Origin of the sequence: Corallococcus sp. CA047B, assembly GCF_003612065.1 — a bacterium.
In the GTDB taxonomy this organism is placed as follows: Bacteria; Myxococcota; Myxococcia; order Myxococcales; family Myxococcaceae; genus Corallococcus; species Corallococcus praedator.
In genome coordinates this window covers 1-13,078 of record NZ_RAWD01000059.1, presented here as the reverse complement: position 1 = coordinate 13,078, position 13,078 = coordinate 1, and the positions used below count along the sequence as shown (strand labels likewise).

10 protein-coding genes are annotated in these 13,078 nt (G+C 68.4%); 6 read left to right on the top strand and 4 right to left on the bottom strand.

Features of this window, described 5'->3' with window-relative positions:
* Positions 1 to 44: 44 nt before the first annotated feature.
* The 4 genes from D7X74_RS12535 to D7X74_RS12520 are packed head-to-tail and all read left to right on the top strand — an operon-like array spanning position 45 to position 7,796.
* Positions 45 to 710 (top strand): HAD family phosphatase, encoded by a 666-nt coding sequence (locus D7X74_RS12535; protein WP_120533186.1) that lies wholly within the window; start codon positions 45 to 47, stop codon positions 708 to 710.
* 26 nt (positions 711 to 736) lie between these two features.
* Entirely contained in the window at positions 737 to 2,347 is a 1,611-nt protein-coding gene (locus D7X74_RS12530; RefSeq protein ID WP_120533171.1) for a lactate racemase domain-containing protein, read from the top strand.
* Positions 2,348 to 2,364: 17 nt separating this feature from the next.
* Positions 2,365 to 6,771 carry an AMP-binding protein gene (locus D7X74_RS12525; RefSeq protein WP_120533170.1) on the top strand — a complete coding sequence of 1,469 codons (4,407 nt, stop codon included), beginning with the start codon at positions 2,365 to 2,367 and terminating at the stop codon, positions 6,769 to 6,771.
* Positions 6,768 to 7,796, top strand: coding sequence for an NAD-dependent epimerase/dehydratase family protein (locus D7X74_RS12520; protein WP_120533169.1), 1,029 nt, complete (start codon positions 6,768 to 6,770; stop codon positions 7,794 to 7,796). The genes D7X74_RS12525 and D7X74_RS12520 overlap by 4 nt, the downstream gene beginning before the upstream one ends.
* A 34-nt stretch (positions 7,797 to 7,830) precedes the next feature.
* Here D7X74_RS12520 and D7X74_RS12515 read toward each other — a convergent pair whose 3' ends face one another.
* Both D7X74_RS12515 and D7X74_RS12510 read right to left on the bottom strand, forming a co-directional pair.
* Positions 7,831 to 8,004: a hypothetical protein gene (locus D7X74_RS12515; protein WP_199732662.1), complete on the bottom strand. Its 174-nt coding sequence runs from the start codon at positions 8,002 to 8,004 to the stop codon at positions 7,831 to 7,833.
* Between the two features lie 5 nt (positions 8,005 to 8,009).
* On the bottom strand, positions 8,010 to 8,891 hold the full coding sequence (locus tag D7X74_RS12510; RefSeq protein ID WP_120533168.1) for a GGDEF domain-containing protein: 882 nt from the start codon (positions 8,889 to 8,891) through the stop codon (positions 8,010 to 8,012).
* Positions 8,892 to 9,099: 208 nt separating this feature from the next.
* Here D7X74_RS12510 and glgC point away from each other — a divergent pair, with 208 nt between their 5' ends.
* Positions 9,100 to 10,329 (top strand): glucose-1-phosphate adenylyltransferase, encoded by a 1,230-nt coding sequence (glgC, locus tag D7X74_RS12505; RefSeq protein WP_120533167.1) that lies wholly within the window; start codon positions 9,100 to 9,102, stop codon positions 10,327 to 10,329.
* A 98-nt stretch (positions 10,330 to 10,427) separates the two neighbouring features.
* On the opposite strand, the gene D7X74_RS12500 is transcribed toward glgC, so the two are convergent.
* Together D7X74_RS12500 and add are read right to left on the bottom strand one after the other, a co-directional pair.
* Complete coding sequence (locus D7X74_RS12500; protein WP_120533166.1) at positions 10,428 to 10,886, bottom strand: hypothetical protein; 459 nt, start codon at positions 10,884 to 10,886, stop codon at positions 10,428 to 10,430.
* Positions 10,887 to 11,034: 148 nt separating this feature from the next.
* Positions 11,035 to 12,198 carry an adenosine deaminase gene (add, locus tag D7X74_RS12495; RefSeq protein WP_120533165.1) on the bottom strand — a complete coding sequence of 388 codons (1,164 nt, stop codon included), beginning with the start codon at positions 12,196 to 12,198 and terminating at the stop codon, positions 11,035 to 11,037.
* A 101-nt stretch (positions 12,199 to 12,299) separates the two neighbouring features.
* Here add and D7X74_RS12490 point away from each other — a divergent pair.
* On the top strand, positions 12,300 to 13,078 hold a 779-nt coding region (locus tag D7X74_RS12490; RefSeq protein ID WP_233602074.1), incomplete at its 3' end, for a PQQ-binding-like beta-propeller repeat protein.

Here is a 13,078-nt window from a genome sequence, read left to right as displayed (position 1 = left end):
CCCCTCCAGGATGGGAGGAAGCCCGACCGCCCATGCCCCCCAAAGTGCCCGCCAAAGCCGCCTTCTTCGACGTCGACGGGACGCTGGTCCGGACGAACATCGTCCACGTCTATGCCTACTACGCCATGAACCGGGGTTCGCTCCGGGGCATCGCGGGCCGCACCCTGGGGACCGCCCTGGGGCTGCCGGTGTTCGGCATCCTGGATGCCGTCAACCGCAAGGCCTTCAACGAGTTCTTCTACCGCTATTACTCGGGGCTCAGCGAGGACCGGCTCGTCACCATCGCCGAGGACATGTTCGAGGACGTCCTCAAGCCCGCGCTCTACGAGCAGACGCAGGACCTCATCGACGAGGCGCGTCGTGCCGGCTGCCGCATCGTGCTCGTCACGGGGGCCCTGGACTTCACCATGCGCCCGCTGGCCCGGCACCTGGGCTGCGACGACGTCATCGCCAACAAGATGCAGTTCGTGGGCGGCAAGGCGACGGGCAAGGTGATTCCGCCCATCATCGAAGGCGCCAACAAGGCCAACGCCATCCGCGCCTACTGCGAGAAAGAGGGCCTGGCCCTCAACCAGTGCCACGGCTATTCGGACAGCGCCTCCGACTACGCCATGCTCGCCGTCGTCGGACGGCCCACCGCGGTGAACCCGGACCTGCGGCTGCGCTCGCTCGCGCGCGCGTACAACTGGCCCATCCTGGACTTGAAGTAACCCCCTCCTTCCCCCGGCCCACGCCCATGCGCCCGCTCAAGACGCTCCAGAAGCTGTACGACGAGGAAAGCCAGGTGGTCATCACGGAGAAGGGCAGCCCTCCCCGGGCGCTCTTCTACGGTGAAGGCTTCCTGCAGGAAGACCTGCCCGTGGGCACCCGGGTCATCTTCCCCCGCCCCCCGCTGGAGGGCGTGCCCAACGTGAAGGCCGCCATCCGCTGGGCCATCAACCACCCGGAGGGCATGGACCCGCTGCACGCGCTGCTCAAGCCCGGCATGCGGCTGACCTGCGTCATCGACGACATCAGCGTGCCCCTGCCGCCCATGGTCACGCCCGACGTGCGCCAGTCCATCCTGGAGGTGGTGCTGGAGCTGTGCGCGGACTCCGGCGTGGATGACGTGCACCTGGTCATCGCCAACGCGCTGCACCGCCGGATGACCGAAGGCGAGATGAAGCGGATGGTGGGCGAGAAGATCTACGACGCCTACTACCCGGACCGTTACTACAACCACGACGCGGAAGACCCGGACGGCATCACGGAGCTGGAGCGCACCAGCCACAACGAAGTGGTGGCGGTGAACCGGCGCGTCGCGGAGAGCGACCTCATCGTCTACGTGAACATCAACTTCGTGCCCATGAACGGCGGGCACAAGTCCATGGGCACGGGCGTGACGAACTACGCGTCGCTCAGGCACCACCACAACCCGAAGACGATCCGCGACTCCGACAGCTACATGGAGCCGAAGGCGAGCGCGCTGTACACGAAGAACACGCGCATCGGGACGGTCATCGACCAGAACCTCAAGGTCTTCCACATCGAGACCACGCTGAACAACCGCATGTTCGGCGCGCCCACGGACTTCCTCGCGAAGAAGGAAGAGGACTACACGGAGGCGGACCGGCTGAAGTTCCAGGCCCTGCGCTTCACGCTGTCCAAGCTGCCCCGCGCCGCCGCGCGCAAGGTGCTCAACGCCATCCCCGCGCCCTACGACGTGACGGGCGTGTTCGCCGGGGCGACGGAGCCCACGCACCAGAAGACGCTGGAGCAGAGCTGGAAGCAGTACGTGGTGCCGGTGGAGGGACAGAGCGACATCGTCATCTTCCCCATCCCGTTCGTCAGCCCCTACAGCGTCAACTCCGTGCTCAACCCGCTGCTCGTGCAGGTGATGGGGCTGGGCTACTTCTACAACCTCAACCGGGGCGTGCCGCTGGTGAAGAAGGGCGGCGTGCTCATCCTCCTGCACCCGGCCTACGACGAGTTCGACCCGGTGCAGCACCCCAGCTACATCGAGTTCTTCCACCGGCTGCTGCCGGAGACGCGCGACTCCATGAAGCTGGAGCACAAGTACGAGAAGGAGTTCGCGGAGAACCCCAGCTACGTGCACCTGTACAGGAAGGGCAACGCCTACCACGGCGTGCACCCCTTCTACATGTGGTACTGGGGCGAGAACGGCCGTCAGCACGTGGGCAAGGTGATTGTCGCGGGCGCGGAGAACAACCACGTCCCGGCGCTGCTCGGCTGGGAACGCACCGACACCCTCTCCGAGGCGATTGAAGAAGCGCGCGGCTTCATGGGGCGCTCGGCGTCCATCAGCCTGCTGCGCATCGCGCCCACGGTGATGGTGGACGTGAAGTGAAAGGGTCGCACACGGACATGGCCACGCCCTCCGAGCTGAACGTCACCGAGGTCTTCACCGGCAAGAGAATCGTCTTCGTCGGCACCACCGGCTTCGTGGGCAAGGTGACGCTGTCGATGTTGCTCTTCCACTACGGCGACGTGCTGGACCGGGTCTACGTCGTCGTGCGCAAGGGCAGCGCCGCGTCCGCGGAGCGCCGCTTCTTCGACAAGGTGGCGCCCAGCGAGCCCTTCCAGCCGCTGCGCGACCGCCTGGGCGACGACGGCGCGATGCAGTACCTGCGCGAGAAGTGCATCGTGCTGGACGGCGACATCACCGACCCCTGGGTGGGCCTGGAGGAGGCGGACGTCGCCAGGATGACGGGGCAGGTGCACGCCATCGTCAACTGCGCGGGTCTGGTGTCCTTCAACCCGTCGCTGGAGGTGGGCCTCAACGTCAACACCCACGGCGTGAAGAACGCGGTGGAGCTGGCGCTGCGCTGGAAGGTGCCGCTCATCCACATGTCCACCGCCTTCGTCGCGGGCAACCGCAGCGGGCTCGTCTTCGAGGACGAGCAGGTGGCGGGCTACTTCCCGAAGATGGAGGAGATGGACGGGCGCGACTTCAGCCTGGAGCAGGAGCTGGTGGACGCGGAGAAGACCGTGGCCCGCCTGCGCGAACAGGCGGACGACAAGGCCCTCACGTCCATCTTCCGGCAGAAGGCGTTGGACCGGCTGGAGGAGGAAGGCCGCGACGCCACGGATGAGAAGACGCTGCGGCTGGCGGTGGGCCGTGAGCGCAAGCTGTGGCTGTCCGGTGAGCTGGTGCGCGCGGGCATGGAGCGCGCGCTGCACTGGGGCTGGCCCAACACGTACACGTACACCAAGCACCTGGGCGAACAGGTGATGGCCGGCACGCCGGGGCTGCGCTACTCCATCGTGCGGCCCTCCATCGTGGAGAGCGCGGCGCACTTCCCGTTCCCCGGCTGGAACGAGGGCTTCACCACGTCCGCGCCGCTGGCGTACGCGGGCATCAAGGGTCAGCGCGGCATCCCCGCGGGGGACCACGCCATCCTGGACATCATCCCGGTGGATCAGGTGGCGGGCGCCACGCTGGGCATCACCGCGCACGCCATCCAGGTGGAGGAGCGCCGCGTCTACAACCTGGCCTCCGGCGACGTGAACCCGTTCCTCGCCAGCCGCTCGGTGGAGCTGGTGGGCCTGTACCGCCGCCGCTTCTACCGCAACCGCGAGACGGGCAACTCGCTGGTCAACTCGCTGCGCTCGCGCATCGAGCCGCAGCCGGTGAGCAAGCAGGAGTTCCAGTTGCTCAGCGCGCCCATGCTGCTCAAGGGCGCGAAGCTGTTGCGCAAGACGCTGGGCGAGGTGCGGCCCGCCTGGGGCGCGCCGCGCATCCAGGCGATGGTGGACAAGGCCGTCACCGCGCTGGACGAGGTGGAGTCGCAGGCGGGCAGCCTGTCCGGCCTCATCGAGCTGTTCCTCCCCTTCCTCTGGGAGAACCGCTACGTCTTCCGCTGCGACAACACGCGCTCCGTCTACGAGCGCATGGTGGCCGCGGACCGCGCGAAGATCGACTGGGCGCCGGAGCGCATCGACTGGCGTGAGTACTTCCTGGGCACGCACCTGCCCGGCCTGGAGAAGTGGGTGTTCCCGGGCCTGGACGAGGAGCGCGAGAAGCGCACCGCCATCCCCGCGTCGCGCGACCTGCTGGAGATGTTCGAGGCCACCGTGCACGCGTGGCGTCACCGCGTGGCCTTCCGCATGGCCGCGGGTGAGAAGGAGGAGCGCTTCACCTTCGGCGAGGTGCACCGCTACGCCGCGCGCGTGGGCAGCTACCTCATGGCCGCCGGCATCCAGCGCGGCGACCGCGTGCTGCTGGTGTCGGAGAACCGGCCGGAGTGGGCCATCAGCTACTTCGGCATCCTGCGCGCGGGCGCCACCGTCGTGCCGGTGGACCCCGCCCTCACGGAAGCGGAGGTCGTCAACATCGCGAAGCGCGCCGCGGCCAGGCAGTGCCTCATCTCCGAGCAGGCCGCGGAGGACTTCCCCGGCCTCTTCACCGCGCTGGGTGAAGGCGTGGGCGTGGCGAGCCTCGCGGAGGCGATGACGGGCGACCCGGCGTACCCGGACCGCATCGGGCCGGTGAGGAAGACAGCCGCCCCTGACGACGTGGCCAGCGTCATCTTCACCTCCGGCACCACCGGCACGCCCAAGGGCGTGATGCTCACGCACCGCAACTTCACGTCGCTGGTCGCGAAGCTCGCGGGCGCGTTCAACGTGGGCGTGGGCGACGGCGTGCTGTCCGTGCTGCCGCTGCACCACACGTTTGAATTCTCCGCCGGCTTCCTCACGCCGTTCTCGCGCGGCGCGGAGATCACGTACATCGACGAGCTGACGTCGGACCGGCTGGGCGACGTGTTCGAGACGGGCCGCGTCACCGCGATGATTGGCGTGCCCGCGCTGTGGCAGCTCCTGCACCGCAAGATTACGCAGGAGATGGCCGCGCGTCCGCCGGTGGTGGAGCAGGCGCTCAAGGCGCTGATGGCGGCCAACGGGGAGCTGCGAAACCGCAGCTCGCTCAACCTGGGCAAGCTCTTGTTCTGGCCCGTGCACCGCAAGTTCGGCGGCCGGGTGAAGGTGCTGGTGTCGGGCGGGTCCGCGCTGTCGGACGAGGTGCACCAGGCCTTCCACGAGCTGGGCTTCACCATGCGCGAGGGCTACGGCCTGACGGAGGCCGCGCCGGTGCTGGCGGTGTCGGAGGCCACCAACAAGCGCATCCGGGGTTCGGTGGGCAAGGCGCTGCCGGGCATCGAGTTCCGCATCCTCACGCCGGACAACGACGGCATCGGCGAGGTGCTGGCCAAGGGCCCCAACGTGATGGCCGGCTACTTCGGGGACCGCGAGGCCACCGAGGCCGTGGTGAAGGACGGCTGGCTGCACACGGGTGATCTGGGCCGCATGGACGACGAGGGCCGGCTGTACCTGATGGGCCGCGCCAAGGACGTCATCGTCGACGCCAACGGCAAGAACGTCTACCCGGACGAGCTGGAGGAGTTGTACCAGGAGCACCCGCACGTGAAGGAGCTGTCCATCGTCGGCCTGCCGGACGAGTCCGGCGGCGAGAAGGTGGCCTGCCTCTGCGTGCCAGACTTCAAGGACCGTCCGCGCGAGGAGGTGCGCCACGAGTTGGAGGAGCACTTCCGCAAGGTGAGCGCGGGCATGCCCTTCTACCGGCGCGTGAAGACGGTGCGCTTCTGGGACGGCGAGCTGCCCAGGACGTCCACGCGCAAGGTGAAGCGCAAGCGCGTGGTGGAGGAGTTGCAGCGCCTGGACCGCGTGGCGGCCAGCGCGGGCCGCGTGAAGGAGAAGGCGCAGGCGACGCCCACGGGCGGCGTGGCGGACTGGCTCTACCCGCTGGTCGCGGAGGTGTGCCACCGCCCGGTGTCGGACGTGCGTCCGGACGCGCAGCTCATTGGCGACCTGGGCTTCGACTCGCTGATGCTCACGGAGATGTCCGTGGCGCTGGAGGGCGCGGGCGTGCCCCTGCCCGCGATTGAGGACCTCACGCAGGTGCAGACGGTGGAGGACCTGCGCAAGCTGGTGGTGGTGTCCGGCCGCCGGCCTTCGCAGGAGACGCGGGCGCGCGACATCCTCAAGGAGAACGAGCGCGCGGAGGCCCAGGAGATTCCCGTTCCGGAGGCCGTGTCCGCGGTGGGACGGCAGCTCTTGTCCTTCGGGCAGAAGGTGCTCTACGGCGGCGTCTTCGACGTGAAGGTGACGGGCAAGACGTTCATCCCGCAGAACCGCAACTTCCTCGTCATCGCCAACCACGCCAGCCACCTGGACGCGGGGCTGGTGCGCGTGGTGCTGGGCGAGCAGGGCGAGCGCATGGTGTCGCTGGCCGCGCGCGACTACTTCTTCGACACGCCGCTCAAGCGCGCGTGGTTCGAGAACTTCACCCACCTCATCCCCATCGACCGGCAGGGTTCGCTGCGCGAGTCGCTGCGCGTGGCGGGTGAAGCGCTCCGCCAGGGCTTCAACGTCCTCATCTTCCCGGAGGGCACGCGCTCCACCACGGGCGAGCTGATGGAGTTCAAGCCGACGCTGGGCTACCTGTCGCTCACCTACGGGGTGGACGTGCTGCCGCTCTACATCCACGGCGCCTACGAGGCGCTGCCCAAGGGCTCCATGTTCCCGAAGACGAAGGAGCTGGAGGTGCACGTGGGCCCGGCGCTGGAGTACGCGTCGCTGAAGGCGCGGGCGCAGGGCATGGCCCGCTCGGAGGGTTACCGCTACGTGACGCACATCGCGGAGGAAGCGGTGCGCACGCTGCGCGCGGGCAAGGTGTTGGACCTGGAGCAGGTGGGCGCGGACCGCGTCTTCACCCCGCCGGCCCGCGCCCTGACGGGAGGGAAGGACTCGTGAAGCTGCTCGTCACTGGAGGCACGGGGTTCCTGGGCACGCACCTGGTGCCCAGGCTGGTCGCCGCGGGCCACGACGTGCGCCTCATCGCGCGCTCGAAGCCGTCCGGCCCCGCATTCGACAAGACGGAGGTCCTCCAGGGCGACCTGAAGGACCGGGACGCGGTGCGCCGCGCGCTCGTGGGCGTGGACGCCGTCTACCACCTGGCGGGGCTCGTCTCCTTCCAGAACAAGGACGCGCGGCGGATGTACGAGCTGCACGTGGACTGCACGCGCGAGTTCCTGCGCGACGTGCGCGAAGCGGGCGTGAAGCGCGTCATCCTGGGCTCCACCTCCGGCACCATCGCGGTGTCGAAGGAGGAGCGCGTGGGCACGGAGGACGACGACTACCCCATCACCACCGTCGCCAACTGGCCCTACTACCTGTCGAAGATCTACGAAGAGAAGCTGGCGCTGGAGTACTGCCGCAAGCACACCATCCCGCTCGTCGTCATGAACCCCAGCCTGCTGATGGGGCCCGGGGATGACCGGCTGTCCTCCACCTGGACGGTGGTGAAGTTCCTCAACCGGGAGATTCCGTCCATGCCCGGCGGCGGCATGTCCTTCGTGGACGCACGCGACGCGGCGGACGCCTTCGTCCAGGCGCTCACCCGGGGCGAGGTGTACGGCCGCCACCTGATGGGCGTGAACATGTCCCTGGCGGACTTCTTTGAACGGCTCCAGCGCCTCACCGGCGTGCCCGCGCCGCGCATGAAGCTGCCCCGCGAGCTCAACATCTGGGGCGGCAAGCTGCTGGAGCAGTGGGCCAAGGTGCGCGGCACCGTGGCGAAGCTGGATCCGCAGGAAGTGGAGATTGGCGAGCACTGGTTCTACCTGGAGCCCGCCAAGGCCGAGCGCGAGCTGGGCTTCAAGGCCCGCGACGTCCACGAGACGCTGCTGGACACCGTGCAGTACGTCTACGGGAAGATGCCGCCGGACAGCCTGCCCGGCACCCGCGGCCGGCTGGCCGAGACGCGCGAAGGCACCTGAGCGGTGTTCAAGTGAAGCGGCGCGGTGTGCTCCCCTACGGGGAGGACGCCGCGCCGTGCTGCTTTCCGCTCACCCGCTCCACCAGCCGGGCGGCGCGCGGGTCGGTGTCCTTGCGGTACCAGACCCAGGCGGCCGCGAAGAAGGCGATGCCCAGCAGCACGAAGAGGAGCCGCGCCAGGAAGGACGGACCGCCCGCTTCGGACGCCATGCGCTTCAGCCCACCACGCGGTTGCGGCCCGTCTTCTTGGCCTTGTAGAGGTTCATGTCCGCCACCTTGATGAACTGGGTGGGCTCCGACATCTCCGGGGCCACTTCCGCCACGCCCAGGGAGATGGTGACGGGGATGACCTTGTCCTCGAAGGTGAAGACCTTGTCCTCCACCAGCTTGCGGATCTTCTCCGCGAACACGCGCGCCTTGTCCGGCCCGTCCTCCGGCATCACGACAGCGAACTCCTCGCCGCCGTAGCGCGCGAAGCACTGCTCGCGGCGCACCAGCCGCTTGATGGACTGGGCCAGCTCCCGCAGGACGTAGTCCCCGGCCAGGTGGCCGTGCACGTCGTTGATCTGCTTGAAGTGGTCGATGTCGAACATGAACATCGACAGCGTGCGCTGGTACCGGTGCGAGCGGCCCATCTCCCGCTCCAGGTACTCCAGGAAGTAGCGCTTGTTGTTGATGCCCGTGAGACCGTCCGCGATGGTCAGCGTGTAGATGGTCTCGTGGTACTGGGTCTCGATGTTGTCGCCATCGAGGAACTTGAAGATGGAGCCGCCCACCTTCACCAGGTCCCCGCTGCGCAGCGGCTGGGCCTGGAGCACCTCCTTGTCGTTCAGGTAGGTGCCGTTGGTGGACTGGAGGTCCTCCACGAACATCTTCCCCTGGCGACCCCAGATGCGAGCGTGGCGGCGGGACACGTTGTCCAGGTCCACCACGATGTGGTTGTGCTGGTCGCGACCGATGGTGAACTCGGTCTCTTCCAGCACGTACTTCTTGCCCAGCTCCGGTCCGTGGATCTGCACGAGGCAGCACTCCGTGCCGCGCTCGGGTCCTGGGGTGAGGCTGGAGATCTTGGTGACTCGGGTTTGGTCGCCAGACATCGCGGTGCCCACGCTAGCACGCCGCGTCCAGGGAAGCCACGCAAGGCGAGGGGACCCACCGGGTTGCACCCCTCCTCCTACATCCTCTGAAACCAGGAGGGGATGGGACCTCCGTCCCCCCCTCGCGGTTGGGCATTCAACGGTACGCGAAGAGGCGCTCGCACGGGCATTGTGGGATGGCGGGCCGGGGCTAACGTGGCCGGCACCTATGTCAAAGCTGCTGGCCATGATCCTGGCGGGAGGCGCGGGCACGCGCCTGGAGCCGCTGACGCGTGAGCGGGCGAAGCCCGCGGTCCCGTTCGGCGGGCGCTACCGCATCATCGATTTCGTCCTCTCCAACTTCGCCAACTCCGGCGTGTACCGGATGAAGGTGTTGACGCAGTACAAGAGCGACTCGCTCAACAACCACCTGTCGCGCGCGTGGCGCATGACGGCGTTCCTGGGCCACTACGTGGAGGCGGTGCCCGCGCAGATGCGCACCGGCCTGGACTGGTACAAGGGCAGCGCGGACGCCATCTACCAGAACCTCAACATCATCACGGACGAGGAGCCGGACCACATCTTCGTGTTCGGCGCGGACCACGTGTACCGGATGGACGTCCGCAAGATGCTGGACTTCCACATCGAGCGGAAGGCCGCGTGCACCGTGGCGGCCATCCCCGTGCCCATCGAACAGGGGCGCGAGTTCGGCATCATCGACGTGGGGCCGGACGGGCGGATGCTCCAGTTCCTGGAGAAGCCCAAGGACCCGCCGCCCATGCCGGGCAACCCGAAGATGTGCCTGGCGTCCATGGGCAACTACCTCTTCAGCACCGACACGCTGGTGAAGGAGGTGGTGCGGGACGCCGCGGACGAGAAGAGCGCGCACGACTTCGGCAAGTCCATCATCAGCGAGCTGTACAAGCACGAGCCCGTGTACGTGTACGACTTCGCCCAGAACACGCTGTCCGGCCAGGAGGACAAGGAGCGCGGCTACTGGCGCGACGTGGGGAACATCGACGTGTACTACCAGTCCAACATGGACCTGGTGGAGGTGGACCCCATCTTCAACCTCTACAACGACCGCTGGCCCATCCACACGCAGCCCAACAACTATCCGCCGGCGAAGTTCGTCTTCGCGGACGCGGACAACAAGCGCGTGGGCAAGGCGACGGACTCGCTGGTGGCCGAAGGGTGCATCATCTCCGGCGGCAGCGTGCACCGCTCGGTGCTGTCGCCCAAGGTGCGGGTGAACTCGTATTCGGAGGTGGAGGACTCCATCCTCTTCGAGAACGTCACCATCGGCCGGCGGTGCCGCATCAAGCGGGCCATCATCGACAAGAACGTGGAGATTCCGCCCGGGATGACCATTGGCTACGACGCGGCGGAGGACAAGCGCCGCTTCCACGTCACCTCCGGCGGCGTCGTCGTCATCCCCAAGGGGATGAAGGTCACCTGACCTTCCAGACGGGCCCCAGACCTTGAAGCGCGACGGGCGTCCCGGAAGTGATTCCGGGGCGCCCGATGTGCATTCAACGAGGAGGCAAGGACCGCGCGCTAGACGAAGGCCGCCTTCACGTCCGGGCGGTTGAGGACGATGAGCGACCAGATGCCCGGGATGAGCGACAGACAGGAGCACGGGCCGCAGCACGGGATGCAACAGATGATGGCGGCGGCCATGGACCAGCCGTAGCTCTGCAGGTTCTTCATCTTCCAGGCGCCGAAGGCCACCACGCCGTTGAGCACCAGCCCGGGCACCGTGAGCACGATGCGGCCCAGGGGCGACAACATCCACAGCATCATGTCCTTCCACTGCTGGGGGATGTCCGGGTTGTCCAGGAAGGGCGCCAGCTGCTCCACATTCGTGGGGCTGGCCATGCTCACCAGCGAGTACAGGAGCGTGAGCCCGGCCATCACCAGCATCAGGATGGAGGGGACGGCCAGGTCCTGGACCGCCTTCGCGCGCGAAGGGCCGGGTTCCGGCGTCGGGGGTGTGCCGTAGGTGTCGTCCATCATCCCTCCACGCGAGGCGTGGCACGCGCGACGGCGGAAGTGCCCGCGCCATGCGGGGGGCATTCCACCCGGCCCCGGGCACCGCGCGCCAGGACAAACGACCACCCGCCGCCCGAAGCCTTCAAGGCCGGGCGGCGCGTGGGGGCGGCGCTCAGGCCGGCTGACGCAGCGCCTTGGCGGGGCGCTTCTCGAAGGCGGCCAGGGTGGTGGCGATCTCCTGGTTCACCTGCCGCAGCATGTCCTGCTTCTCCCGGAACGGCAGGAAGGCGCTCTTGAAGCCGGAGACGATGATGGTGGTGAGGTCCTCCAGCGACAGGCCCAGCTCGCGGTGGGCGAGCCACAGCTCCTTGGTCACCGTGGTGTCGGTGATGAGGCGGTTGTCGGTGTTGATGGTCACCCGCAGGCCGTAGTCGAAATAGAACTTGAGCGGGTGGGACTCCAGCGACTGCACCGCGCCCGTCTGGACGTTGGAGGACGGGCAGACCTCCATGGGGATGCGGTGGTCGTTGACGTAGTTGAGCAGGTCGCCGTCCTCGCGCAGCCGGGTGCCGTGGCCGATGCGGTGCGCGCCCAGGGAGTGGATGGCCTGGGAGATGGACTCGGGGCCGTAGGCCTCGCCCGCGTGGGCGGTGCAGTTGACGTTGTTCTTGAGGATGAGGCGGAAGGCGTCCAGGTGGTCCTTGGCCGGGAAGCTGGCCTCCGCGCCCGCCAGGTCGAAGCCGACGACGCCGCGGTTCTTGTACGCGACGCTGAGCTCCGCGAGCCGCATGGACGTCTGCGGGTTGATGTGGCGGATGCCGCAGACGATGACGGCGCACTTGATGCCCGTCTCGCGCTTGGCGGCCCTCAGGCCCTCCAGCACGGAGTCGATGACCGTGGTCATCTTCAGGCCCTTCTGCAGGTGCAGCGCGGGCGAGTAGCGCACCTCCAGCCAGCGGACGTTCTCCGCGGCGGCGTCCACGGCCAGCTCATAGGCGGCGCGGTAGAGGGACTCGGCCGTCTGGAGCACGGAGAGCGTCACGTCGAACGCGACCAGGTACTCCTCCAGGCTCTTGCACACCTGGCCCATGTGGATGGCCTTCGCGAGCCCGTCCTCGGTGTCCGCGAGCAGCTTCACCTTCTGCTGTTCGGCCAGCTCCAGGATGGTCTTGAGCCGCATGGACCCGTCCAGGTGGCAGTGCAGGTCCGTCTTGGGGAGCGCGTGGAGCAGCTCCTCCGTCACCGCGAGCGTCGGGGGCGGGATGATGTCCGAGCGCCGGGCGGACGACGGGATGCCGGTGGCATTGGGGGTTTCGTCTTCACGAATCGTAGGCATGGTCGAAGTTCCTTGCTTGCGTCATCCTCCCCCAAACCATGCCGTCTCGCGCCTGTCCACGCCTGCCCTGGTTGCCCTGCCTGACGTTGACGCTGGCCGTCATGGCGTGCCAGCGCGCGCCAGTGGACAGCGCGTTCCAGTTCTCCAGTGACGCGTCGTCCCGGGCGGGGCTCACGGCCGTGGCGGATGGCGTCCTGCTGGGCAATGAGGCAGGCACCGTGCTGCGCCTGGACCGCGAGGGCCGCCCCGTGTGGCGCGTGTCCCTGGGCCGCGAGGTGGCGGTGGCGCCCGTGGAAGCAGGAAGCGCCGTCATCGCCGGAACCGTGGTGGGCGACGTCGTCTGTCTGGGGCTGGAGGACGGCAAGGAGCGCTGGCGCCTGGGCGGGGAGCCTCCCGTGCGGACACCGCCGGTGGTGGATGAGTCGCACCGCCGGGTGTTCCTGGTGGCGCCCGACGGCGCGGTGCGCGCCCTGGCGACGGACTCCGGGCAGGTGCGCTGGAAGCGGCCGGCGCCGAAGCCGCAGGTCCCCTCCCCTGCCCTCCCGGGAGTCCCGCCGGAGGGTGGGCCGGCGCCCGCGCCGGTGATGGTGGAGGGGGTGTTGGTGGTGGCGCTCGGGGCGTCCGGGCTGTGGGCGCTGGAGCCGGAGACCGGGGCACCGCGCTGGTCCCTGCCGGTGACGGACGTGGTGGGCCTGGATTCGGAGCGCGACACCGTCTTCGTCGCCACGCGCCCCGGGCGGGTGCTGGCCCTGTCGGTGAAGGACGGGAGCACGCGCTGGGAGCAGCGTCTGGCGGACGGTGTGACGGGGCCTCCGGCGCGGGCGCTGGGCGCGCTGTGGCTGGGCGCCGGGCCGTCGTTGCTGGTGGGGCTGTCCACGTC